Origin of the sequence: Paenibacillus sp. FSL E2-0201 (assembly GCF_037963325.1) — a bacterium.
GTDB lineage: Bacteria > Bacillota > Bacilli > Paenibacillales > Paenibacillaceae > Paenibacillus_AQ.
On record NZ_CP150154.1, the window covers coordinates 668,756 to 694,774 of the forward strand.

The 26,019-nt window shown below is 43.7% G+C and carries 18 protein-coding genes, 3 rRNA genes and 3 riboswitches; of the genes, 17 read left to right on the forward strand and 4 right to left on the reverse strand.

Features of this window, described 5'->3' with window-relative positions:
• The first annotated feature begins 90 nt into the window (after positions 1-90).
• From NSU15_RS03045 to NSU15_RS03090, 10 genes are all read left to right on the forward strand, one after another.
• Positions 91-834: a GntR family transcriptional regulator gene (locus tag NSU15_RS03045; protein ID WP_339289092.1), complete on the forward strand. Its 744-nt coding sequence runs from the start codon at positions 91-93 to the stop codon at positions 832-834.
• Positions 835-1,434: 600 nt separating this feature from the next.
• Positions 1,435-1,899 (forward strand): hypothetical protein, encoded by a 465-nt coding sequence (locus NSU15_RS03050; RefSeq protein WP_042123997.1) that lies wholly within the window; start codon positions 1,435-1,437, stop codon positions 1,897-1,899.
• A 187-nt stretch (positions 1,900-2,086) separates the two neighbouring features.
• Positions 2,087-2,186, forward strand: a riboswitch (purine riboswitch).
• A 122-nt stretch (positions 2,187-2,308) separates the two neighbouring features.
• Positions 2,309-3,709 (forward strand): NCS2 family permease, encoded by a 1,401-nt coding sequence (locus tag NSU15_RS03055; protein WP_042123999.1) that lies wholly within the window; start codon positions 2,309-2,311, stop codon positions 3,707-3,709.
• A gap of 158 nt (positions 3,710-3,867) precedes the next feature.
• Entirely contained in the window at positions 3,868-5,457 is a 1,590-nt protein-coding gene (locus NSU15_RS03060) for a glycosyltransferase family 39 protein (RefSeq protein WP_339289094.1), read from the forward strand.
• Between the two features lie 48 nt (positions 5,458-5,505).
• Complete coding sequence (locus tag NSU15_RS03065) at positions 5,506-7,560, forward strand: glycosyltransferase 87 family protein (protein ID WP_339289096.1); 2,055 nt, start codon at positions 5,506-5,508, stop codon at positions 7,558-7,560.
• Positions 7,550-9,328: a phospholipid carrier-dependent glycosyltransferase gene (locus tag NSU15_RS03070; protein ID WP_339289098.1), complete on the forward strand. Its 1,779-nt coding sequence runs from the start codon at positions 7,550-7,552 to the stop codon at positions 9,326-9,328. The genes NSU15_RS03065 and NSU15_RS03070 overlap by 11 nt, the downstream gene beginning before the upstream one ends.
• Before the next feature lie 99 nt (positions 9,329-9,427).
• On the forward strand, positions 9,428-10,408 hold the full coding sequence (locus NSU15_RS03075) for a glycosyltransferase family 2 protein (protein ID WP_076116865.1): 981 nt from the start codon (positions 9,428-9,430) through the stop codon (positions 10,406-10,408).
• Positions 10,398-10,802, forward strand: a complete 405-nt coding sequence (locus NSU15_RS03080) for a GtrA family protein (RefSeq protein WP_076116867.1) — start codon at positions 10,398-10,400, stop codon at positions 10,800-10,802. The genes NSU15_RS03075 and NSU15_RS03080 overlap by 11 nt, the downstream gene beginning before the upstream one ends.
• 34 nt (positions 10,803-10,836) lie before the next feature.
• Positions 10,837-11,487 carry a class D sortase gene (locus NSU15_RS03085; protein WP_042124008.1) on the forward strand — a complete coding sequence of 217 codons (651 nt, stop codon included), beginning with the start codon at positions 10,837-10,839 and terminating at the stop codon, positions 11,485-11,487.
• Positions 11,488-11,611: 124 nt separating this feature from the next.
• Positions 11,612-11,692, forward strand: a riboswitch (cyclic di-GMP riboswitch).
• A 108-nt stretch (positions 11,693-11,800) separates the two neighbouring features.
• Positions 11,801-11,881: riboswitch (cyclic di-GMP riboswitch) on the forward strand.
• 13 nt (positions 11,882-11,894) lie between these two features.
• Positions 11,895-12,704: a transglutaminase-like domain-containing protein gene (locus NSU15_RS03090; protein ID WP_081389696.1), complete on the forward strand. Its 810-nt coding sequence runs from the start codon at positions 11,895-11,897 to the stop codon at positions 12,702-12,704.
• A gap of 89 nt (positions 12,705-12,793) precedes the next feature.
• On the opposite strand, the gene NSU15_RS03095 is transcribed toward NSU15_RS03090, so the two are convergent.
• Together NSU15_RS03095 and NSU15_RS03100 are read right to left on the reverse strand one after the other, a co-directional pair.
• Complete coding sequence (locus tag NSU15_RS03095) at positions 12,794-13,630, reverse strand: IS3 family transposase (protein WP_339291227.1); 837 nt, start codon at positions 13,628-13,630, stop codon at positions 12,794-12,796.
• Positions 13,546-13,944, reverse strand: coding sequence for a helix-turn-helix domain-containing protein (locus tag NSU15_RS03100; protein ID WP_042123336.1), 399 nt, complete (start codon positions 13,942-13,944; stop codon positions 13,546-13,548). The genes NSU15_RS03095 and NSU15_RS03100 overlap by 85 nt, the downstream gene beginning before the upstream one ends.
• 399 nt (positions 13,945-14,343) lie before the next feature.
• Here NSU15_RS03100 and NSU15_RS03105 point away from each other — a divergent pair.
• The 6 genes from NSU15_RS03105 (at position 14,344) to NSU15_RS03130 (ending at position 22,225) form a co-directional block, all read left to right on the forward strand.
• Positions 14,344-15,901 (forward strand): 16S ribosomal RNA (locus NSU15_RS03105).
• A 260-nt stretch (positions 15,902-16,161) separates the two neighbouring features.
• A 23S ribosomal RNA gene (locus NSU15_RS03110) occupies positions 16,162-19,090 on the forward strand.
• Positions 19,091-19,218: 128 nt separating this feature from the next.
• A 5S ribosomal RNA gene (rrf, locus tag NSU15_RS03115) occupies positions 19,219-19,335 on the forward strand.
• Together the 16S, 23S and 5S rRNA genes form the textbook arrangement of a ribosomal RNA operon.
• Before the next feature lie 238 nt (positions 19,336-19,573).
• Entirely contained in the window at positions 19,574-20,326 is a 753-nt protein-coding gene (locus NSU15_RS03120) for an acyl-ACP thioesterase domain-containing protein (RefSeq protein WP_339289102.1), read from the forward strand.
• A 185-nt stretch (positions 20,327-20,511) separates the two neighbouring features.
• Entirely contained in the window at positions 20,512-21,096 is a 585-nt protein-coding gene (locus tag NSU15_RS03125; RefSeq protein WP_339289104.1) for an RNA polymerase sigma factor, read from the forward strand.
• On the forward strand, positions 21,074-22,225 hold the full coding sequence (locus tag NSU15_RS03130; RefSeq protein ID WP_339291229.1) for a DUF4179 domain-containing protein: 1,152 nt from the start codon (positions 21,074-21,076) through the stop codon (positions 22,223-22,225). Before NSU15_RS03125 ends, NSU15_RS03130 begins: the two co-directional genes overlap by 23 nt.
• 66 nt (positions 22,226-22,291) lie before the next feature.
• Here the strand turns inward: NSU15_RS03130 and NSU15_RS03135 are convergent, their stop codons facing one another.
• Complete coding sequence (locus tag NSU15_RS03135; RefSeq protein WP_339289106.1) at positions 22,292-23,218, reverse strand: AraC family transcriptional regulator; 927 nt, start codon at positions 23,216-23,218, stop codon at positions 22,292-22,294.
• A 54-nt stretch (positions 23,219-23,272) separates the two neighbouring features.
• Positions 23,273-23,716, reverse strand: a complete 444-nt coding sequence (gene tsaA / locus NSU15_RS03140) for a tRNA (N6-threonylcarbamoyladenosine(37)-N6)-methyltransferase TrmO (protein ID WP_339289107.1) — start codon at positions 23,714-23,716, stop codon at positions 23,273-23,275.
• 127 nt (positions 23,717-23,843) lie between these two features.
• On the opposite strand from tsaA, the gene NSU15_RS03145 reads away from it, so the two are divergent.
• Positions 23,844-25,979 (forward strand): DNA topoisomerase 3, encoded by a 2,136-nt coding sequence (locus NSU15_RS03145; RefSeq protein WP_042124020.1) that lies wholly within the window; start codon positions 23,844-23,846, stop codon positions 25,977-25,979.
• Positions 25,980-26,019: the final 40 nt, after the last annotated feature.

A 26,019-nucleotide genomic window follows, 5' to 3' on the forward strand; every position in this document is an offset into this window, starting at 1 on the left:
GGTTTATACGTTGTTAATGAAGTAGAAGAGGGCATTCCTTGTCGCCTGAAAAATGATGTGTCATAATGAGGAGAAAAGGACACCTGATGAATGAATACACACAAACTAGATAATTTGAAACGGCCGCTTTATATCAATGTATATGATGAGCTTCTTCTTCAAATTTCGAAAGGAGAATACCTCGCAGGCAGCCAGCTTCCTTCAGAACCTGATTTAGCAAGAAAACTAGGGGTTAGTCGTGCGACTTTACGACAAGCTTTAGTTCTTTTACAAGATGATGGATTAGTAAGAAATGTACGCGGTAAGGGAAACTTTGTACTTGAATCCTCTTATAAACAAGAGGATATTCAATTAGAGAGACTAAGCAACCCTATGCATAAATGCCATATAAGTATTTTTGACCAAATCGATTTGCATTATCGGATAGACCCGCAAACGGAACATACCAAACATGTATTAAGAAGAGATTCATCTACCGTTGTAGCTTTAGAGCGTTTGTATAGAACGGAAGGCGAATTACTGGCTTATGCATTTACTTTTATACCTATGGAAACGGTAGAAAGTTTATCCTTGGATCTTGATAATAAAGAGAAAATGCTGAACTTTTTAGAGAACCAGGCCTATGTAGATGCTAACCATGGAAACATTGAAATAAAATTTACGCATACCGTTAATTTGGCGGATTCGAAGGAAAAATTAATAGGTCAGAACGAGTGCTTTTTACTACTAGAAACCCTTTACGACAAAACAGAACCAGATTATCCGTTAATGTATAATAAATTTTACATTCCGCAGCAGTTCTCGAATATTAAACTGAATATTACTAAGAGCTAATCAAGAGAAAAGTCGAAATCCTGTATTTCAGGATTTCGACTTTTTACGTAACTAGGCTGCAAAAACCAAATATCAACGAAATAATGATTGTGTAATTAATTCTATTTTTCATAACCTGGGAAAGGCTAGGTTTTTCTAAAAGTGCTCAAAATTCAGGTTGTCGATTGTAAGACCTGCGATAATATAGATTCCATAAATTTTGCTTGATGTGGTTGGTCGAATTGGTGTAGTACATCGATTGATGATTGAGCAAGTTTTGTTCCTTCTTCTTTTAATTGGAACATTGTTCAAGCTGTTATAGGTATCGGTATTGCTCGAATCGTGTTGTTATATCCGTACCTTAAGACTAAAAACATTTGGACATCGTTTATAGTGCATGTAATGAATGACTGGACACCCTTTGGTTTAGCATTTATTAGCTCAATGCATCATTAATTAGGACTAACAAAATCGCTTAAGATAAACCTCATAAATCACCTGCAACTCCTTATAACATAAGGGGTTGTAGTTTTTTTTATTTAAAATCATGTGATCGACACTATATAGCTGTTCTAAATGAATGTGATAAAATGGAAAAAAATATCATAGGGAGAAATTCGTATGGGATTCTCATTTCTCGGCACACTAATCGCATTAATCATACTTGCCCCTAGTTTTCTAATGATTAAGTTTCCGCCTGAAAATGTTCCAGCTGGTGTGCGAGATGCTGGACCAGTCTTTACCATTTTGGAGAGAGTAGGGCAATTGGGTTGTATCAGCATTCTTGTGATCTCAAAGGATAACTTTCAACAGGTAGACTTCGGCATTATAGCAGCTTTAATTGTTATGTTGATCGCTGCTTATTATGGTCTTTGGATTCGATATCTCGTTAAGGGGCGGCAGTTCAAAATATTATGGGACCCTTTAGGATTTATTCCGATCCCGATGGCAGTTCTCCCTGTATGTGCATTTGGATTAGCAGCGATTTGGGGGAGATCCATCTGGCTAAGTGTTGCAGTCGTTTGTTTAGCGATAGGACATTTAGCTAATTCTTGGCATAGTTATAAGCACACTGAAAATCAGTAACTAGAATTATAGGTAAATATAACCATATAAAACGTGATTGGATAGTTAATAAGCTGCACAACTAGAAGGGATTTGAGACTGGATAAAACCTTGGAAATGTATGATTTACGAACAATGGAAAAAATAAAGTCGAAAATGTTCGCTTTTTATCATTGACAACTTATATGATGTCCACCTAAAATGATAGAGCACAACAACATAATTCTTTCGTATATTTCCGGGAATTGGCCTGGAAGTTTCTACGAGGTCACCGTAATGACCTGGCTACGATTAAGAAGAGCAGAGCAATCCGCATCGTCCTGAATTTAGGACTATGGTCACGGGTGCTACTCTTTTTTTCGAGCCGGTGTCTATCAGATACCGGCTTTTTGTTGCTGTCAGACACAACATACCTTAGGGGGAGAACAATTTGAATCGGTTTTTCAAGTTGAAAGAGAACGGCACCACAGTTCGTACAGAAATCATGGCGGGCTTGACCACGTTCATGGCAATGGCTTACATCTTGTCGGTTAATCCGAGTACTTTAACAGCATTTGGCCGTATTGATATGGGCTGGTACTCTGTATTTCTAGCGACGGCGCTGGCAGCAGGTATTTTCACCATCGCAATGGGCGTGTTCATAAACTTTCCAGTGGCATTGGCACCGGGTATGGGACTTAACGCATATTTTGCTTCCGTAATTTTATCATCTGCCACATCAGAGCATCCATTCACTTGGCAAATGGGTCTGACAGCCGTATTTATTTCCGGTTTGATCTTTATCTTGCTAACGGTAACTCGAGTACGGCAGATCTTACTAACAGCAATTCCTGACAGCTTGAAGCACGCAATTACAGTAGGTATCGGGATGTTCATCACGATCCTTGGTCTAAAGAACAGTGGACTGATGACGATTGGTGTTGAAGCGGGTAAAGACATTCCTGCTAACACTTTCACCGACGTTCTTTCCTTTGAAACAATCATTCATATGGGTAGCCTAGAGAATTCCAATGTCCAATTGGTCATTATCGGACTTCTTCTAATCTCCATCTTGATGGTACTGAACGTTAAAGGTGCGATTTTGTTCGGTATCTTGGGAACAACTGTCGCTGGTATGTTGATGGGCGTAGTTGATTTCAGCGCATTGTCCAGTCCGGCAACACCTTGGGTTCCTGACTTCACACAATTGAACTTCTTCCAGTTTGACTGGGATGGTATCCTGCACACAGGTATCGTTTCGGCAATCGCAACTTTCACCTTTGTAGAGTTGTTTGATACATTTGGTACGCTTGTAGGTACGGCTCAACGCGCAGGTATTATGGATAACCCTGAAGAAGGTAATAGACGTGTAGGTAATGCAATGTTTGTTGATGCAGTTGCTGTAGCAGGTGGTGCCGCACTGGGTACTTCTACTACTACTGCATTTGTAGAAAGCGCAGCAGGTGTTGCTGAGGGTGGACGTACAGGTCTGACAGCCGTAACAACGGGTGTATGTTTCTTGCTTGCATTGTTCCTTGCACCAGTAGTTGCTCTTATCCCTGGATCTGCTACAGCTGCAGCACTGATCGTCGTAGGTGTGCTGATGGCACAATCCATCCGTCAAATTGATTTTCAAGATATGGTTGTTGCGATTCCAGCGTTCCTAACGCTTGTTATCATGCCATTCACTTATAATATTGCTAACGGTATTTCCTTTGGTATCGTAACTTATGTAATCCTTGCTTCTGTTGCTAACCTAGCAGGTAAGAAGAAATACGATATTCACTGGATGATGTGGGTGCTTGCGATCCTAATTATTCTCCGTTATGTATTCCTAGGTAGTGAAGGCTAGCATAAATATATAGCATTTCTGATATTCATCTAGAGCTCCTTCATTATTGAAGGGGCTGTTTTTTTTATTCTTTATTTGTTTTTTTACGGAAAAGGGTAGTCATTGTTCATGCCTTTTCATCATCTAAGATATAGATTATATTGTTGAAGAGGTGATGCATGTTGGCTAGTAGGTTAAATGGAGCATATTTATATATTAAAAAAAATCCATGGCCACTCTTGTTATTCTTATTAGGAGCGGTAATTCGTATTCTTTACATAGGTTCTATACCTCCAGGTTTAAATCAGGATGAGGCTTCAATAGGGTATGACGCTTATTCAATTCTTCATTATGGGATAGACCGGAACGGTGTTCATCTGCCGGTCCATTTGATTGCTTGGGGAAGCGGGCAAAATGCGCTCTACGCGTACTTATCCATGCCTTTTATTTGGTTGTTTGGGTTAACACCTATGTCTGTGAGGGCTGTCAGTCTAATTATGGGACTGCTTGGCATGATTGTGTTCTATCTTGTGGCTAAACAGTTATTTACTTTCAGAGCAGCAGGTAATGCAGCGATGTTCTTTATCGCGATTAATCCTTGGCATATTATGATGTCTAGATGGGCTCTAGAGTCCAATTTGTTTCCTACTCTGATCCTGTTTTCCGTTTATTTTTTATTGAAAACACTCAAAAACCCTAGATGGTCCTATGCCTATACTATTCTATTAGGGCTCTCACTTTATGCTTATGGAACGGCGTATTTTTTTGTTCCGGTGTTTGCTTTAGCCACTGCGATTCTTCTATTCTATATAAGAGCCCTGAAACTTCGGGCGATTCTATGGAACGGAATATTGTTTATAATTATAGCTCTGCCTATATTGCTATTTGTGATGATTAATCGCTTGAAGCTGCAGAGTATAGAAACTCCGTTGTTTACGATCCCTAGATTGACTACACCACGTATGGAGCAGGTATCATCCGTATTCAGCGGAGACTTATTTCATACCGCAGCAGGTCATTTTCGAGAATTTATTAAGCTTATGATTAGTGGAAATGATGGTCTGCTATGGAATTCGATCTCACCTTACGGATATGCGTATCCCATTGCGCTTCCTTTTGTCCTTATTGGTCTTGTTGTAATGCTAAAAGCACTACCCAAGCGCGAACATGAAGGACGGGGACAGGCTATCATTCTGATCTGGTTATTAGTTTCTGTGCTGATGGCTTGCGTGACGAATGTGAATATTAACCGTATTAACGTTATTTTTTACCCAATCATTTTACTGCTTGTTGCAGGATTTATGTGGGTAAGACAGAAGATTAAAGGGCTTGGGGTTGTTTCTATAGCAGGGTTCTGCTTGTGCTTTGTGTTATTTTGCAGCGCATACTTTAATGATTTTCCGGACAGAGTCGGACCAGCCTTCTATAATTCAATCGGCGAGGCCATACAGTATGCGTCGGAAGAGAGTGAAGGAAAGGTTTATATTACAGATAAGGTTAATATGCCCTATATTTATGCACTTTTTTATGAGAAAATCAATCCGAATGATTTCTTGGCAACGGTCAAGTATACTAATCCGGGAGCAGCCTTTCAGAAAGTATATACTTTTGGAAGATATGTGTTCGTGTTAGGGAGTCCGATGATAGTTCCGGGAGAGAATGCTGCTTATATTTATTGGAACGGTGATACTATTCCTGCTCTGAGTGAGAACTACAAGATTAAGAGATTTGCTAATTATACGGTAGTGATCACGGGCGGCGATTTATAGAGCAGTAAAGTCTGGACTAAGAATATAGGACGAGGTGAGGTTGGAACGATGATCAAGAGTACACGTACGGCCGCAATGACTGTATTGATGCTGTTATTGTTTTTGCTTCCTGTAACAAGCATTTATGCAGAGGGGAATCTATTGCAGAACCCTGGCTTTGAGGAGGGGGGAGAGGATGCTCCTTCTAACTGGACTAAGGATATGTGGATTTCAGGAGACAACTCCGGCATACTTTCCATCCAATCGGACGAGGTTCATTCCGGTAGTAAAGCAGCAGTCATTGAGAATATCGAACCCAATCATTTGAAATGGGTGCAGACGATTAAAGCAACACCGGATAGTTATTATAAAATCTCTGGATGGATCAAAGTAGTAAGTACCGCAGGCGAGGGAATGGGTGCCAATATACTTGCTGTTGGAGTAGGTGGGGGTTATCCCAGCGTAACGGATACGGCAGGGGAGTGGCAGTATCTTGAATACATAGGTCAGACAGGACCTAAGCAGAAGGAATTCGGCATAGGTGCAAGTTTGGGAGGCTACTCTAGCTTAATTCAAGGTAAGGCTTATTTTGATGATTTGTCTGTAGAGAAATTAGACGCTGCTCCCGAAGGAGCCAACGTCATTTCACTAGATAGTGCAGCTGTTAGCCAGGATGCTGGTGATAAAAAAGCAGACACCCCACATAAAGTATCTCCAACTAAGATGCTGCTGATTTCAGCGCTTTTCAGTGTGTTTTTTGCAGTGCTTTATACCAAGGTATTCCGCAGTGAGAAGCTTATGAAGCAACCTGAGAATGTCTATTCCAAATGGCTGAGCATTGCCATCGGGATTGCCTTTATACTAAGGGTTTGGATCGGTCTTACTGCTCAAGGCTACCAGAATGATATGAATACCTTTATAGCTTGGGGCCAGCGTATGGTTGATTTAGGTCCAGGTAAGTTTTATGAAGAAGGGTATTTTGCTGATTATCCACCTGGTTATTTGTACATTTTGTCCCTGCTTAGTCTTATTCGCGGTGTATTTGGCTTTGCGCATGGCTCGGGCGGAGAGAATTTGCTGTTCAAACTACCGGCGATTATTTCTGATTTGGTGCTGGGTTACTTCATATATCAAATGTCTCGCAAAAAACTTGGCACGGGGATCGCTTTTGGCTTAACGCTATTATTCCTATTTAATCCGGCGGTGCTTGTTAATTCAGCGGCGTGGGGACAAGCAGATTCGTTCTTTTTGATTTTCCTGTTGCTCAGTATTCATGGGGCTGCGAACAAAAAGTTTGTTCAATCCGCGATTATGTTTGCATTAGCAACTTTAATTAAACCACAAGCGTTAATCTTTACACCGGTATTGATGTTTGCTTTCTATCATCACCGCGCTTGGAAGCAGCTTGGATTTGGAGCTTTGTACGGATTAGGGATATTCGGATTGCTCGCGGCACCATTTTTCTGGAATAACGGTGGTTTAGTTGGCCTTATTAATCTGTATAAGAGTACTTTATCTTCCTATCCTTATTCTTCAGTGAATGCATTTAATTTATATGCACTGACTGACCCCATGTGGTCATCCCTTGACCTAACCTGGCTGGGCATCACTTACCGTGTATGGGGCTTCATATTTATTTTAGTGGCAGTGGCTGTAGCAGCGTTTTTCTCCTTTAAAAAGGATCGCTTAGATCTATCCAAATCCTATTTTATCGGTATGGCGCTCATTGTAGTGGTCTTTGTGCTTGGCACCAAAATGCATGAACGTTATATGTTCCCTGCTGTTATTCTCTGTATGTTCACTTATATAGCAAGTCGGGATCGCCGTTTTCTATCCTTATTCCTTGGATTCAGCTTAACGCAGTATATCAATGTAGCTTATACGTTGACCCATCTAAATGCAGGTGTAAACCCAGGTGCAGATGGAATCGTACTGGTCACGTCTATAGCTAACCTAACCTTACTTCTATACATGCTCTACATCGGTTACGATGTGTATGTTCGCGGGGGAGTACAACCTCTTCCAGCACCACCAACTCTTGAAGAAAAATACGAAGAAGATCTTAAAATCGTCAAGCAAATAAAACCGCAACAGAGAGGAGGGAGATTGAACGATGAAGTTTAAGCGTATAGATTGGATATGTATACTTGCTATTACTGCCGTTTACGCGGCGATTGCTTTATACAATCTTGGATCTACTAAATCTCCGGAAACATTGTGGGAGCCTGCTGCTAGCGGTGAAAGCTTCTATGTAGATCTAGGGCAGAGTAAACAATTAGAACGTGTGAATATATTCGGTGGCGTAGGTACCGGTAAGTTTAAGTTTGAGTTCAGTGAAACTCCTGATGTCTGGAGCAATCCTCTAGATGTAAATGAGGACGTTGGCAATGTCTTCATCTGGAAAAGCCAACCTTTGAACGTTGCAGCAAGATACGTGAAGTTTACCGTCACCTCTCCGGGCTTCACTTTAAATGAAATGGCATTTTATGAGCAGGGGGGAGAAAGAGTCCCTCTTCCCATTGCCGGTGTAACTCCGGATGCTAATGCAGTCGCTAAAAGAGGAGAGCCTGCCAATCTTTTTGATGAGCAGTCAATCATCCCAGAATATTCTAACTTTATGAACAGCACTTATTTTGACGAGATCTACCATGCGCGGACAGCTTATGAATATACACATGGGATTGTGCCTTACGAAAACACGCATCCACCACTCGGCAAACTGTTGATCGCAGTAGGGATGGAATTGTTCGGAGTCAATCCATTCGGTTGGCGTATTATTGGAACATTGTTCGGGATTGCCATGCTGCCTCTCATTTATGTGATGGCACTGCGTCTGTTTAAAAAGAGTAAATACGCAGCACTTGCGGCAGGATTGTTCGCACTGGACTTCATGCATTTCACGCAAACAAGAATCTCTACGATCGATGTATACGGAGTATTCTTCATCATGCTGATGTTTTATTTCATGCAGCGGTATTACACTATGAATTTCTTCAGGCAACCTTTAAGAAAAACTTTGATTCCGTTATTCTGGTCAGGTTTATTCTTCGGAATTGGTGTCGCCTCCAAGTGGATTGTACTGTACGGAGGAGCCGGACTGGCCATTATGCTAGCTATCTCGCTTTTCGAGCGTTACAGAGAGTACCAAGCTTCGGGGCGGTTGCTCGCGGAAGGGAAGATCAAAGACAAGGAACTGTTAGGTACCTGTCGTGAAGCTGTAAATTCGTTCTGGAAGAATACCATCATTACTTTAGCTAGTTGTGTTGCATTCTTCGTAATCATTCCGGTCATTATTTATAGTTTATCTTTTGTTCCGGGTTTATCTGCATCTGCAGAGGGCTTTACTATTAAAGGTTTGATTGATTCTCAAAAGAATATGTACAACTACCACAGTCAGCTTGTAGCTACACATCCTTTTGCATCCTCCTGGTGGCAATGGCCGTTTATGAAGAGACCTGTCTGGTTCTTCAGTGGCAGTGAAGGATTGCCGGAAGGTCAGGTCAGCAGTATAGTGACTATGGGGAATCCGCTTATCTGGTGGACGGGTATTTTTGCAATGCTAGCAACGCTGTGGATTACGCTGAAACGCAAAGATAAAAACCTGTACATGATCTGGATCGCCTTTTTCTCACAATATGTTCCGTGGATGCTTGTCCCGAGAGAAACCTTTATCTACCATTATTTTGCTATGGTACCTTTTATGATTCTTGGTATTGTATATATAATGAAGTTACTAGATAGTAAATTTCCTGAGGCTCGTTACGTTCGTTATGCTTATGTGGCTGTTGCGTTACTGCTCTTTGTCGCGTTCTACCCAGTCCTATCAGGGATGCAGGTTAGCGGTGATTACGTGAAGAACATGCTGCGTTGGTTCCCTTCTTGGGTTTTCTAAGCTTTAAAAAAGAATCTATAACAATAAGTTTATGCTTACAGCGTTATTAGGAAGAATAGGAAGATGTAACGCTCCATAAAGCTTGTAGGAGGAATAAAGGTGAAAGCCAGATATAGTGTAATTGTACCCATGTTCAATGAGGAGCAAGTAATTAGCGTTACTTACGAACGTTTGAAAAAAGTAATGGACGAATGCGGCGATACTTATGAGCTAGTCTTCGTTAATGACGGAAGTCGTGATCGTTCAGCCCAGATGATTCGGGAGATCAGTGATCGAGATGAATGCGTCAAGCTAATTGACTTCTCGCGTAATTTCGGACATCAGGTAGCGATTACAGCTGGCATGGACTATGCAGAAGGTCAAGCGGTCGTTGTTATTGACGCTGACCTTCAAGATCCGCCTGAGGTCATTTTGCAAATGATCGAGAAGTGGAAAGAGGGCTATGATGTTGTGTATGCGAAGCGGCTGAAGCGCCGTGGGGAGACGATGTTCAAGAAGGTAACGGCGAAGCTGTTTTATCGGCTGCTCAGCAGCATGACAAGTGTGGACATTCCTACGGATACAGGCGATTTCCGTCTTATTGATCGTAAAGTATGTGATGTCTTACGGGGGCTCAAGGAAAAAAATCGGTATGTCAGAGGGTTGGTAAGCTGGGTCGGCTTTAAGCAGACGATGGTGGAGTATGAGCGGGAAGAACGTTATGCAGGTGAAACCAAGTATCCGCTCAAGAAAATGATTCGTTTTGCGCTAGATGGTATCACTTCCTTTTCCCATAAACCACTTAAGATTGCTACGTATGTTGGATTTTTCCTATCCTTTTCTAGCTTTCTCTATTTATTCTTCGTCTTATTTCAAAGAATCTTCTTCACATCATGGACGGTTCCAGGTTGGGCTTCCATTGTAGGCGTCAATTTGCTCTTTAATGGTATCGTTCTAATGCTGTTAGGTGTAATCGGAGAGTATATTGGACGGATTTATGACGAGTCTAAGGATAGACCGCTATATATTGTAAGTGAGACCAAAGGATATCCTAACGAGGAACAAGTGGATCGCCGGAAGGACTACAATAATGTCAGATAAGAACTTACGCGCTGCATTTATACAGTTTCTTAAATTTAATGCCGTAGGTTTGGTGAATACCCTAATTGATTTCGTAATCTTCACATTACTGAACTCACTTGGAATGGTATATGCGTTGGCACAGGTGATTTCTTATAGTGCAGGGACAGCGAACAGCTTTATTTTGAATAAAAAAGTTACCTTCAAGGATCACAATCGTGGCAGTAAAGAGGGCTTTGATAAGGCTCAGTTGCTGAAGTTTATCATACTGAATCTGGTAGTGCTCGGAATATCGCTGTTGCTAATGCATCTGTTGACTGACAAACTAGGCGTTCAAGTGTTGATCTCTAAGGTATTAGTAACGTTTGTGACGGTGATCATTAACTTCTTCGGAAGTCGTAAATGGGTATTCTAAAGTGCAGTAGAACCAATCCACGGAGGTGAAAATCATGCGTAAATTCTCGTATGTGCTCATACTGGCTGGGATCCTTATCATGCTTTATCCAAAAGCTAACGAATGGTATAACGACTGGCAGCAGGAGAAGCTATTAGAAACGGCTGAACTGAGCACCATCGAAAGCACTCCACCACCTGATCTGAAGAGTAGATATGCCGAGGTCACTCAGCTACTAGCAGAGGAATCCGTTCTAGATGCACAGGCACAGCCTCAAGAAACAGAAAAGCCAGAACCGGAGATTGAAGTGGGCGGCAAAGTTATCGCATTAATAGAGATTGCTAAGATTGATCTGAAGCTGCCAGTATTAGAAGGAGCAACAAAAGCAAATATGAAGCATGCTGCGGCCCATATGAAAGAAACGGCCCCGCTTGGAGAAATCGGGAACGCCGCAATAGCTGCTCATAGAGCTAGAACTACGGGCAGATTGTTTAACAGATTGAATGAAGTTGTGGTTGGGGATGTAATCACGGTAAAAACGAGCGATCAGGTATATAATTACGAGGTTTATGATATTTCTGTTGTACTTCCCAGTGATGTGTCTGTTCTTGACGGGAATAACAAGGATAAGATTCTTACTCTAATTACGTGTGATCCACTAGTAGATCCTACACATCGTTTGATTGTTCATGCTAAGCTTACCTAATAGTTGATGAGAAATGACAAGAGAACTGAAATACAGAGAGATAACTATAAAATAATAGTAAAACTAGCAATTTTGTTCTTGTTTACGAGGATAAATATGGTAGTATAAGACTATAAAAGCTAAACACGATAAACGGCAAACCTATCGAAAGGTAGGGACGCAAAGCTAAAGGGCCTTCCCGTAAGGATGGCAGCCAGTTACCGAATGAAGAGGCTTTTTTTGTTTTTATGAAATATATAAGAATCTAAGATTCATATTTCTACTTGGACTTATTCTGTTAATTTGTCTAGTGAAATTAGAACAGATAGAGCTTATACGATAACGGCAAACCTATCGAAAGGTAGGGACGCAAAGCTAAAGGGCCTTCCCGAAAGGATGGCAGCCAGCTACCGAAAGGAGTTTTATCCGTGAAAAAGGTTTATTTTATGATGGTGGCGCTGTTCGTGCTGATTACTTCGGTTCCAGTAAGCACAGCTCAAGCTGCAAGCGCAGATTCAAACTGGTTGAATACATCCAAATTGGCTCAAGGTGTAATCGGTATTAACTACGATATTCCAAAAGATAAAAGAGTTAAGCTGATGATCACAAAAGATAACAGTAGCTATACATACAATTTATATGCTTCTGGACAAGCTGAGGACTTCCCTTTGCAACAAGGGAATGGGACTTATAAAGTTTCTGTTCTTGAGAATACAACAGGTAATAAATATAAGGCTCTCTATTCTGAAGTAGTAGATTTAACTATGAACGACTCAAATTCCGTATATTTGGGCTCCGTACAGAATGTGAAATGGAGTTCTTCTGATAAAGCAATCGTTAAGGCTAAAGAGCTTACAAAAGGTAAAACAACAGATGAAGAAAAAGTTAAGGCAATTTATAACTATGTAGTTGCTAATGTACAATATGATTATTCTCTTGCTAATAACGTAACAACAGATTACATTCCGAACATTAACAACACTTTGAATACTAAAAAAGGAATCTGCTATGACTATGCTTCTCTTTTTGCCGCAATGCTGCGTAGTGTAGATGTGCCTGCTAAATTGGTGATGGGGAATACTAGCTACGTTACGCAATACCATGCATGGAATGAAGTATTGATGGATGGGAAATGGGTTACTATTGATACCACGGTAGATGCATCGGCAGCGAAGAGTAAGAAGAATACGGATTTTATTAAGGCTTCAAGTAAGTATACTGCAGCAAAATACTATTAATTTGAAACGCTAGAATCATAACTCTATTAAATAAACAACCAGCTTAATAATTGGTCAAGCCCCCATTTTATAGACACTGAAAAAAGACCCTAGGCAATAAGCTGTTTCCGGTACTCTACCGGAGGCAGCTTATTTAACCTTCGTTGTGGCCGATGTTGGTTATAAAATCGAATGTAATCTTCAATTTTCCTTTGTGCCTCATCCATATTTCGGATATCATAAGGATAGAGTCCTTCCGTTTTGAGATGCGAGAAGAAGCTCTCCATAGAGGCGTTGTCATAACAATTGCCTCGGCGAGACATGCTGATTCGGGCCCCAACCTTTGGCAGCATGTCGTGGTATGCATGAGACGTGTATTGGAATCCCTGATCGCTGTGAACGATCAGTCCAGTCACGTCTTTTTGCTGACTCCACGCCTGCTCAAAGGTCCGGAGAACCAGTTCGTTGTCGTTCCTAGCGCTCATTTGATAAGCGATAATTTCGTTATTGAATAAATCTTTAATCGCAGAAAGATAGAGCCACTTTTCGCCTACACGATATTGCGTAATGTCTGTCACCCATTTTTGGTTGGGAGCATCCGCTTTGAAATCCCGTTTCAAAATATTTTTCGCCACACGGTCTCCTTCAGAAGTAGCATAATTACAACGATGTTTTCGGCGGATCCTCGAACGAATGCCTAAATCCTGCATAATTCTGAGTACCTTCTTATGATTCATCCAAACCCCGTGGTCTTGTAGCAAGAACAATTGAATTTGGCGATAACCGTAGACTCCTTCATACCTTTCATAGACCTTCTGAATGAGCGCCTTTGCTTCCTGATCCCGATCTGTTCCTTTGCGCTTCATGAAAGCGTAGTATCCACTTCTAGAGACCCTAAAGAGTTTACACAGGTTGCTAACGGCATACTCTTTTGCAGCGTTCTCAATGACTCTATATTTGTGCGTTTCACCTCCTGCATCCAGATTTCCAAACACTTTTTTAGCATTTCATTTTCCCGTTTGAGCTTTTGAACATACCTATCTTGATCGATATATTCAATACGACGCCCCCGTTGATCTAGTAGCCCAAATTCCCCTAGCTCTCGGTATTTCTTCATCCATCTCTTTACCCGTCCTTGATCTTGTATCTCAAAATGCTCCGTAATTTTCCGATAAGTCCATCTTTCCTCCACATGTAAACGAATGGCCTCTTTTTTAATCTCATCTGAGTAATTTTTAAACTTCTGTCCTTTAATCGCCATAAAAATGCACCCCCTAGAATTTCATCGGATAAACCAGGGGTTTTTTCCAATGTCTATTCTAAGGGGTGCACTTCATAATTAAGCTGGTTGTTTATTTTTCTATTAGGGGTTGCTTTTCTATCGGTAGATAGGTTATTATAGTTAAGCGTTGTTAGACAGCGTACAGGCAATGTTTGAGAGAGTTATATAAACGGCTTTCGAAAAATAAAGCTTGCATTACTGAGAACAACATGATATATTATAAGAGTTGCTGCTGAGACATTAAACGGCGCCAACGAGAACTTGATCTTTGAAAACTGAACAACGAGTGAGTAGGAAATCACGAAAGTGAAATCCAAAATTAGAGAATTAATTTTCTCGTCAGATGTTTCAAAATGAGCATATCGCTCTTTTCAATACTAATTGGAGAGTTTGATCCTGGCTCAGGACGAACGCTGGCGGCGTGCCTAATACATGCAAGTCGAGCGGAGTCATTTTGAAAGCTTGCTTTCAAAATGACTTAGCGGCGGACGGGTGAGTAACACGTAGGCAACCTGCCCCTTAGACTGGGATAACTACCGGAAACGGTAGCTAATACCGGATAATTTCTTTTTTCTCCTGAAGAAAGAATGAAAGACGGAGCAATCTGTCACTGAGGGATGGGCCTGCGGCGCATTAGCTAGTTGGTGGGGTAACGGCCCACCAAGGCGACGATGCGTAGCCGACCTGAGAGGGTGAACGGCCACACTGGGACTGAGACACGGCCCAGACTCCTACGGGAGGCAGCAGTAGGGAATCTTCCGCAATGGACGAAAGTCTGACGGAGCAACGCCGCGTGAGTGATGAAGGTTTTCGGATCGTAAAGCTCTGTTGCCAGGGAAGAACGTCCGGTAGAGTAACTGCTATCGGAGTGACGGTACCTGAGAAGAAAGCCCCGGCTAACTACGTGCCAGCAGCCGCGGTAATACGTAGGGGGCAAGCGTTGTCCGGAATTATTGGGCGTAAAGCGCGCGCAGGCGGTCATTTAAGTCTGGTGTTTAAACCTTGGGCTCAACCTAAGGTCGCACTGGAAACTGGGTGACTTGAGTACAGAAGAGGAAAGTGGAATTCCACGTGTAGCGGTGAAATGCGTAGATATGTGGAGGAACACCAGTGGCGAAGGCGACTTTCTGGGCTGTAACTGACGCTGAGGCGCGAAAGCGTGGGGAGCAAACAGGATTAGATACCCTGGTAGTCCACGCCGTAAACGATGAGTGCTAGGTGTTAGGGGTTTCGATACCCTTGGTGCCGAAGTTAACACAGTAAGCACTCCGCCTGGGGAGTACGGTCGCAAGACTGAAACTCAAAGGAATTGACGGGGACCCGCACAAGCAGTGGAGTATGTGGTTTAATTCGAAGCAACGCGAAGAACCTTACCAGGTCTTGACATCCCTCTGAATCTGCTAGAGATAGCAGCGGCCTTCGGGACAGAGGAGACAGGTGGTGCATGGTTGTCGTCAGCTCGTGTCGTGAGATGTTGGGTTAAGTCCCGCAACGAGCGCAACCCTTAACTTTAGTTGCCAGCAAGTAATGTTGGGCACTCTAGAGTGACTGCCGGTGACAAACCGGAGGAAGGTGGGGATGACGTCAAATCATCATGCCCCTTATGACCTGGGCTACACACGTACTACAATGGCCGGTACAACGGGAAGCGAAGCCGCGAGGTGGAGCCAATCCCATCAAAGCCGGTCTCAGTTCGGATTGCAGGCTGCAACTCGCCTGCATGAAGTCGGAATTGCTAGTAATCGCGGATCAGCATGCCGCGGTGAATACGTTCCCGGGTCTTGTACACACCGCCCGTCACACCACGAGAGTTTACAACACCCGAAGTCGGTGGGGTAACCCGCAAGGGAGCCAGCCGCCGAAGGTGGGGTAGATGATTGGGGTGAAGTCGTAACAAGGTAGCCGTATCGGAAGGTGCGGCTGGATCACCTCCTTTCTATGGAGAATCGTCTTCTGCAATGAAGACATTCAAATCGGAAGTTAAACTTCCACAATCTCAGGTTTAGGCCTGTTACTCACTCGTTGCTCAGTTTTGAGAGTTTAAGCTCTCAAGTAAGACTTGATCCTTGAAAACTGGATACCGAAACGAATTTGCGTTTTAGAACATCTTTTAGCAACTTGTGCAAACAAGTAAATGTTATTAGTGAGATGATTCCAAGAGAGATATCGTATGATATTTTCCTGCGGAAAAATCAAGGTTAAGCTAATAAGAGCACACGGAGGATGCCTAGGCGCCAGGAGCCGACGAAGGACGTGGCGAACAACGAAACTGCCTCGGGGAGCTGTAAGCAAGCTTTGATCCGGGGGTGTCCGAATGGGGAAACCCAGCTGTGGTAATTCGCAGTTACTCATACCTGAATACATAGGGTATGTAGAGGCAGACCAGGGGAACTGAAACATCTAAGTACCCTGAGGAAGAGAAAACAATAGTGATTCCGTCAGTAGCGGCGAGCGAACGCGGAACAGCCTAAACCTAAGAGCTTGCTCTTAGGGGTTGTGGGACGTCTCACATGGAGTTACAAAGGAATATGGTAGGCGAAGAGGTCTGGAAAGGCCCGCGATAGAGGTAAAAGCCCTGTAACCTAAACTGTGTTCTCTCCGAGACGGATCCCGAGTAGTGCGGGGCACGTGAAACCCCGTATGAATCCAGCAGGACCATCTGCTAAGGCTAAATACTACCTGGCGACCGATAGTGAAACAGTACCGTGAGGGAAAGGTGAAAAGCACCCCGGAAGGGGAGTGAAATAGAACCTGAAACCGTGTGCTTACAAAAAGTCAGAGCCCTATTAATGGGTGATGGCGTGCCTTTTGTAGAATGAACCGGCGAGTTACGTTTAACATGCAAGGTTAAGTCGAGAAGACGGAGCCGCAGCGAAAGCGAGTCTGAATAGGGCGACTCAGTATGTGGACGTAGACCCGAAACCGTGTGATCTACCCCTGTCCAGGGTGAAGGTGCGGTAACACGCACTGGAGGCCCGAACCCACGCACGTTGAAAAGTGCGGGGATGAGGTGGGGGTAGCGGAGAAATTCCAATCGAACTCGGAGATAGCTGGTTCTCCCCGAAATAGCTTTAGGGCTAGCCTCGGTATAAGAGTAGTGGAGGTAGAGCACTGATTGGGTGCGGGGTCCGCAAGGATTACCAAGCTCAGTCAAACTCCGAATGCCATATACTTATTGCCGGGAGTCAGACAGTGAGTGCTAAGATCCATTGTCAAAAGGGAAACAGCCCAGACCATCAGCTAAGGTCCCCAAGTGTGTGTTAAGTGGGAAAGGATGTGGAGTTGCACAGACAACCAGGATGTTGGCTTAGAAGCAGCCACCATTGAAAGAGTGCGTAATAGCTCACTGGTCGAGTGACTCTGCGCCGAAAATGTAACGGGGCTAAACACACCACCGAAGCTATGGCTAGATACGTATGTATCTGGGGTAGGGGAGCGTTGTATGTGGGTTGAAGGTGTACCGTAAGGAGCGCTGGACAGCATACAAGTGAGAATGCCGGTATGAGTAACGAAAAGATCAGTGAGAATCTGATCCGCCGAAAGCCCAAGGTTTCCTGAGGAAGGCTCGTCCGCTCAGGGTAAGTCGGGACCTAAGGCGAGGCCGAAAGGCGTAGTCGAAGGACAACAGTTTGAAATTACTGTACCACCGTAATCCGCTATGAGCGATGGGGTGACGCAGGAGGGTAGTGACGCGGACTGATGGATATGTCCGTCTAAGCAGTGAGGCTGATGTGTAGGCAAATCCGCACATCATTAAGGCTGGGCTGTGATGGGGAGCGAAAATTGTAGTAGCGAAGGTCATGATCTCACACTGCCAAGAAAAGCCTCTAGCCAGGAGAAGGTGCCCGTACCGCAAACCGACACAGGTAGGCGAGAAGAGAATTCTAAGGCGCGCGGAAGAACTCTCGTTAAGGAACTCGGCAAAATGACCCCGTAACTTCGGGAGAAGGGGTGCCCCGGTAGTGTGAATAGCACGAGGGGGCCGCAGTGAAAAGGCCCAAGCGACTGTTTAGCAAAAACACAGGTCTGTGCGAAGCCGCAAGGCGAAGTATACGGGCTGACGCCTGCCCGGTGCTGGAAGGTTAAGGGGAGTGGTTAGGGGTAACCCGAAGCTATGAACCGAAGCCCCAGTAAACGGCGGCCGTAACTATAACGGTCCTAAGGTAGCGAAATTCCTTGTCAGGTAAATTCTGACCCGCACGAATGGCGTAACGACTTGGGCGCTGTCTCAACGAGAGATCCGGTGAAATTTTAATACCTGTGAAGATGCAGGTTACCCGCGACAAGACGGAAAGACCCCATGGAGCTTTACTGCAGCTTGATATTGAATTTGGGTACGATCTGTACAGGATAGGTGGGAGCCGTAGAAATCGGAGCGCAAGCTTCGGTGGAGGCGCCGTTGGGATACCACCCTGATCGTATCTAGGTTCTAACCTAGTGCCCTAATCGGGTACGGGGACCGTGTCAGGCGGGCAGTTTGACTGGGGCGGTCGCCTCCTAAAGAGTAACGGAGGCGTTCCAAGGTTCCCTCAGAATGGTTGGAAATCATTCGAAGAGTGCAAAGGCATAAGGGAGCTTGACTGCGAGACCTACAAGTCGAGCAGGGACGAAAGTCGGACTTAGTGATCCGGTGGTACCGCATGGAAGGGCCATCGCTCAACGGATAAAAGCTACCCTGGGGATAACAGGCTTATCTCCCCCAAGAGTCCACATCGACGGGGAGGTTTGGCACCTCGATGTCGGCTCATCGCATCCTGGGGCTGAAGTAGGTCCCAAGGGTTGGGCTGTTCGCCCATTAAAGCGGTACGCGAGCTGGGTTCAGAACGTCGTGAGACAGTTCGGTCCCTATCTGTCGTGGGCGCAGGAAATTTGAGAGGAGCTGTCCTTAGTACGAGAGGACCGGGATGGACGTACCGCTGGTGCACCAGTTGTTTCGCCAGAAGCATGGCTGGGTAGCTACGTACGGACGGGATAAGCGCTGAAAGCATCTAAGCGTGAAGCCCCCCTCAAGATGAGATTTCCCAATTAGTAAGACCCCTTGAAGACGACGAGGTAGATAGGTTGGAGGTGGAAGTGCAGTAATGCATGGAGCTGACCAATACTAATCGGTCGAGGGCTTATCCTATACTTAAAATGCAAATTCAATTCGGATTCAGTTTTCAGGCATCAAGCCTGTAACACGCTTAGAAATTTATTCTCACTTCTGGTGATGAACGAAATTTCACGCGGCAGCGTCTGTTTCACAGACGCATGTTTGGTGGCGATAGCGGAGGGGTTCCACGCGTACCCATCCCGAACACGACCGTTAAGCCCTCCAGCGCCGATGGTACTTGGACCGAAGGGTCCTGGGAGAGTAGGACGTTGCCAAGCACACGAAGCCATTGTTGATTTATCAACAATGGCTTTTTTGTTCCCTTTATCGCTTAATTTAAATAATGTGGATAAGTCATGGGTAAATAACGAAAAAATAAAAGTTACTAACATGTGGATGAAATAATAAAATATATTCAAAAATGAAAGTAGTCCCCAATTTATGTGGATAGAGCAGTGGTATATGTGGATACTTCAAGTAAATGCAAGGATATTTTGCATGGTAGGAGGATAAACAATGGACAACAGTAGCAATCTTGTGTGGATAGAAGATTTTTCTGTACATGCGAGCGACACGGATTATCGTTCGCAGGGTAAGTTATCCTTTATTCTGGATATCATGCAATGTGCGGCAGACTTCGCGGTGGGTAATTTGGGGATAAGTGTGGAAGAAATTCTGAATGCAGGAATGGGCTGGATGATGATTACGTTAGATCTTGATTTTAAGCGTATTCCTCGCCCAAATGATGTGCTTAGCGTACATACCTGGAGTAAAGGTACTAAAGGGGCTTTATGGCAACGGGATTACCGCATTTTCGATGCAGATCATATAGAGATTGCCACAGCGCGTTCTATATGGGCTTTAGTAGATATTGAGAAGAGAAAGATACTCAGACCGAACGCTCTTCCAGTTCAGGTTAAGCACTATAATGGCGATTCAGTAGGCGATATGCCTGTTAAGGTAACGATCCCTACTGATATTACTATGGAAGAAGCTTATCGGTATCAGGTAAGATATAGTGGGCTGGATAGCAACGGACATTTGAATAATGCCCGATACGGAGATTTATGTTGTGATGCACTCAGTTTAGCGGAATGGGATAATGCAGAGTTCACACGCTTCCGGATTACTTATCTACAAGAAGCAAAGTTTGGGGATGAACTGACTGTTTTACGTTCGGCAGTAACAGATGATGGTATATATGTACGTGGTCAGAATAGTGATACTATATTTTTTGAAGCTTGTTTAGAGTTAAAAGATATTAAGTAAGTAAATAGTAAATCTGGAATATTATTATAAAAAAGCGATTTCTCCGAGCATCAATCGGGGCAATCGCTTTTTTATTTGTCTTTGGTTGATGCTTTTAACATATCTGGAATATTTTTTAGAGCCTGTCACAATTAAAGGGATCACATTCGTTATATAGTTGTAGTCAATAACAAGGAGGTGATTCTTTGGAACGTCGCAGCCCCGGGGTCCAAGTGAATCAAACAATAATTGAAGAGGCTATTGATCAGGTTCTTACGGGTAACCGCGAAGCCTATAGAACTATAATACAAGCCTATGAAAGAAGGATTTATACTTATTGCTACTATATATTGAAGAGTCATGAAGAAGCAGAGGATGCTGTGCAAGATATATTTGTAAAAGTGTATCAGGAACTCAGACGTTATGAGAAACGAGTCTCTTTTAATGCATGGCTGTATAAAGTGGCTTATCATCATTGCTTGGATCAGGTTCGCAAACGCAAGAGATGGAACAGACTGATTAAGCTTTATACAGCACTGCAAACAAAGACTTATTATGAACTTAACGATGAATCTCCGGTAGAGCAGCTATTTAGCAATCTCTCAACAGAAGAAAGTAACATGCTAATCCTTAAAGTGGTAGAGCAATATAGCTTTGAAGAAATGGGCCAGATCATGGGTTGTAGCCCGTCAATGCTGCGTAAGAGGTATGAACGGTTACGAAAGAAGCTTGTTTCAGAAAAAATCTACGAGGGAGGGATACATCTTGATGAAGTGGCAAAATCGAACTGATGAGCAGAGGTTGCAGCAGATTGCTGAGACTGTCCGAAGTCATGAAATGCCGATAACAAGCTATAGTGAACAAATAATGAATCGAATTGAGAAGATGGAAGTTCAGGGAAATCAACAAAAGAACACAAACGGCAATTTGTTTAAGAAAACGTTGATTGCGGCCTGCACAGTTGCGGTAGTTGGAACGTTGATTATTGGAACTGGTTTAGTATCTCCCGCCTGGGCAGACAAGCTGAGCCAGGTTCCTATTCTAGGAAATATTTTTAGTGATTTAGATGATTCGGGACTGAAGAATGCTGTTGAAAAAGGACTTACAACTAATCCAGACGTTAGTATTACTCATGATGGAGTAACCTTGAAAATTAGTGATGTAATGTATGATGGTACACGTCTGGTTTTGGGGTTCGAAAGAGAAGGTATTCAAAATGATCTCGTAATGGCTAAGATAACGAACTTTTGGAATAATGATTTTGATCAATCTGAAAAAGGGTTGCTTGGAATGCCTGTAGTTAAACTCCCTAATGGGAAAGAAGTGATATTTGGTTCTTCAAGAACAGGTGATATCTACGGGCAATCGAACACACTTTTACTAGAGCTTAATGAGGTTCAAAACACCGAGGAATTTGGGGAAGAATTTGAGGTAAGTGTAAGTGTACCTGTAGCCCAAGTCGAAGAGCCATTTGTATTTCAAGTACCCGTGAAAAAAGTAACTGAGGACGCTATAAGGCTTACTCCAGATCAAACGAAGAGCAGAGGAGCGTTTAGTTATACCGTTAAGAATCTAGATATTACGCCTGCAACGACTAGAATAGTTATTAATAGTACGGGGGAAGTTCCTGTATCACCAGAACAAACAGGGGAGTATAGTCCAACGGAGGTGTTCTATCAGATCGAAGATGATCAAGGGAACATCATTGAACCGTACAATCGGGGATACAATTTATATCCGGCTATACCACTTCTTATAGTAGATAAAATATATGCTGCATTCTCTGAAACACCGAAATACGTAACCATCAAGCCGTATACCTGTACGTTTGATAAGGATTTGAACCTTTTGAAAGATGCTGATGGACAAAGAATAAAAACGTTCTATGAAGAGCTTGAGCTAACAATTCAGATTCAATAAGGACTAGTAACTGTTAATCCAATAAACTAAGCAAAGTCCGTGTCTGCATATCAGATGCGGACTTTTTTATATAAATTCTAATGGAATGTAGATTTCGCTCACAGATTTTTCATTATCCGGACCTATGTACCCTTCTCCATAAAATTCTAATTCAAAAGGAATGGATATTCTGTATTCTGTTTTTGGCAGCCAGATTCCGTAAATATATTTATAAGTAGAAGGGATATCACAAGAACGGCCTCTGTGGATGAATTTCAAATATCGGGCGGGTGGTAATACATGAATGGGTAGTGCCCTTTTGCTGTCTGTATAAATTTCCGATTTAGATGAAGTATCCGCATGGCTTATGTGATTCTGTGCTATGGAAGGTGATGACTTTAGCTCGCAGGCACACATAATCGAAAATCCGTTATCCTCATAATCGTTTGGCCAGAAGCCAAGCTGATAATATTTTTCGGGAAGTATGCGCTTATGTATGGTAGTTACCTTGCTAAAAAGCAGCGACCAAGTATTAGAGATGACGGAGTAATTATCGTTTATCTTTACTAACGGTCCCTGAAGAATGATTTCTCCCAAATCAACGAGTTGGGGGGAGATAATATAATCCATAGGTGCTAGATGTAGATCATGTTCGTAGAGTCTAGGTAGTAAAGGGAGCTGTGATTTAGTACGCCTTTTACGGAGGAGGGTAGGAGTCGTATGCAACAATCTTTTGAAAGCGCGGGTAAAGGTCTCATAATTATTGAAGTCATAATTTAGCGAGATGTCATGAAGAGAGCGCTCTGGCATTCTTAGAATATCCAATGCTGCTTCAGTGATTCTGCGTCTAGATATATAATCTCCTGGTGCTATTCCAGTGACCGCTTGAAATAGACGGGTGAAATGATAAAGTGAGTAACCCATTTCTTTGGAGAGGACAGCTACAGGAAGAACCGTTGTTAATCGATCCTCTATGAGGTCTAATGCTTGAATCATTAACTGACGGTTGTTCATGAGTTGTCCTCCAATAACTTTTTATAGAGGTGGTGTTCAAAACTACCACTTCAATTATTCAGCCATCCAGTCCCCCCAATTAGCAGCCCAATCGGGAACGGTCACTTCCATTACGCGATCTGCACTAGGAAAATAGGCTTTGATATCGAGAATTGGTGTACCAGGATAGGCATCAAGCCCAGCCACCTCTACGATGCCAGAAGCTTCATTGACAGACAGGATTGCTGCTACACTAAGCCCAATTGGATTAGGTCGAATAGGGGAACGGGAAGCGAATACTCCAGTTAATGTTTCGTCATAAGGTGGTTGAATCTGTGTAGTCTGGCGGAATTGATCATCTGCAAACTCGTGCAGCCACCAAAGCACTTGGCAATGACTAAATTGAGATAAACCTTTAAGCGCCGGGCTAAATTCCGGTTTGATTTCCAGTCGCAAATTACGTGGCGTACCTGTAACCCAACCTATAGGTACTATATTATAGCTTTCTTGTTCATTCATTGACTATGACTCCTTTCGGGTATCAGATATTATTTAGTGTATAACGGAGTGACCCGGTAAAGCCTGACGATATTTGCTATCATTCATTTAATGCTATAATGAAATTTGATGTGGAAAGGGGAGCATTATGAAGACATTAGTTTTGGCGGAGAAGCCGTCTGTTGCACGCGAGATTGCACGAGTTATGGGATGTAATAATAAACAGAAGAGTTATATTGAAGGTCCAAAATATGTGGTTACCTGGGCGCTGGGACATTTGGTCGGCCTGGCAGAACCTGAGGATTATAATAAAAAGTTTGCAACCTGGGCCTTGGAGGATTTACCGATTTTACCGGAGAAGACCAAGTTGAAGGTGCTTCGGGAGACGAATCAGCAATACAAGGCTGTTCAGCATCTAATGAAAAGACAGGATATTGAGGAGCTTGTGGTGGCTACAGACGCTGCCCGTGAAGGTGAGCTGCTGGCTCGCTGGATTATGACTATGGCAGGGTGGAAAAAGCCATTCCGGCGGCTATGGATATCCTCGCAGACCGATAAGGCGATTAAAGAGGGATTCGCTAAGCTCCGCCCAGGTCGGGAATTTGATCGTCTATACGAATCAGCACGTTGCCGCGCAGAGGCGGACTGGATGATTGGTCTTAATGTCACGAGAGCTTTGACTTGCAAGTTCGGTTCGCCGCTCTCGGCAGGGCGGGTACAAACACCGACATTAGGGATGATTATGGATCGTGAAAAGGAAATAACGGGTTTCCGTTCCGTTGATTTTGAGACGTTAACTGCAGATTTCGGGGATTTCCAAGCAGCTTGGCGCGCTAGTAACGGAGATGGGCGGATATTCGAAAAGGAAAAGACAGCAAGTCTGAAGGATAAGCTTACTGGACGTAGCGGTCGTATTATTAAGGTGCAGAAGAGTGAAAAGAGCGAGCCCCATCCTCTCGCTTATGATCTGACTGAATTGCAGCGTGATGCGAACCGGAAGTTCGGCTTCTCCGCGAAGCAGACTTCCAGTGTGCTCCAGCGTTTATATGAGCAGCACAAGCTAGTCACTTACCCACGTACGGACAGTCGTTACTTAACTGCAGATATGACGGGCACACTTAAGGAAAGACTGGAGAGTGTGGCTGTCGGACCATATGCGGCGCTGGCACGCCCACTGCTGCGCAAACCGCTGCCGATTACGAAGCGAATTGTGGATGATAGTAAAGTAAGTGATCACCATGCCATTATTCCGACAGAGCAGACTGTATTATTAAATGGACTGAGTACTGAGGAACGTAAGCTGTATGATCTGATTGTGCGGCGTTTTATCAGCTTGTTCTATCCCCCAGCGCGCTATGATGCGGTAGCTGTTACCGTCAATGTGGAAGGCGAGAGCTTTCATGTCAAAGGAACGACGGTAAAAGATGCCGGCTGGCGTGAAGTGTACGGTGGAGATATGAGTAATGATGATGACGAGGAATCATCGGACGAGCCAGCAGCTGGCAGTGTAAAGCTGCCTGAGCTTCGCGAAGGGGCAACTGTCACGATTAGCCGTTGTGTAGTGCGTCCTGGACGGACACAGCCACCGAAGCGTTACAATGAAGCTTCACTTTTGACGCAAATGGAGAAGCACGGACTGGGAACCCCGGCGACGCGCGCGGATATTATCGAGAAGCTGGTGAGCTCCGATACCATTGAACGTCAGGGCAATCTTCTGCATCCGACCGGAAAAGGCAAGCAGCTTATCGAACTGGTATCCACCCAGCTACGGACTCCGGATCTAACTGCGCGCTGGGAAGCTGAGCTGGAGAAAATTGCGCGTGGTCAAGGTAAACCGGAGCTCTTTTTGCAAGGTATACGCAGTATGGCACAAGAATTAGTGACTGGTGTAAAAACAAGCGGAGCAGAATACAAACCGCATAATGTCTCAAACAGTAATTGTCCGGAATGCGGTACAAGACTACTCGAGAAAAAGAGCAAACGGGGCAAGCTGCTTGTGTGTCCTGCGGATAACTGTGGTTATACCCGGGCCGGAGAGAAAAGATTATCGAATCGCCGCTGTCCGCAGTGCCATAAGAAAATGGAGCTTAAAGAGGGTAAAGCAGGTATGTTCGTTCAATGTCTGGGCTGTGGAATCACAGAAACTTTGGATAAGGACCACAAGCATGTGAATAAACGCGAACAGCAAAAGCTGGTACAGCAATACAGTAAGCAAGAAAGCATTGGCTCTAACCTTGGGGAACTGCTGAAAGCAGCGCTTGAAGGGCAAAAGAAGGATAAGTAGAGAGCTAGGTAAACCTGTTGTTGCTACTAACTTTTGTTCA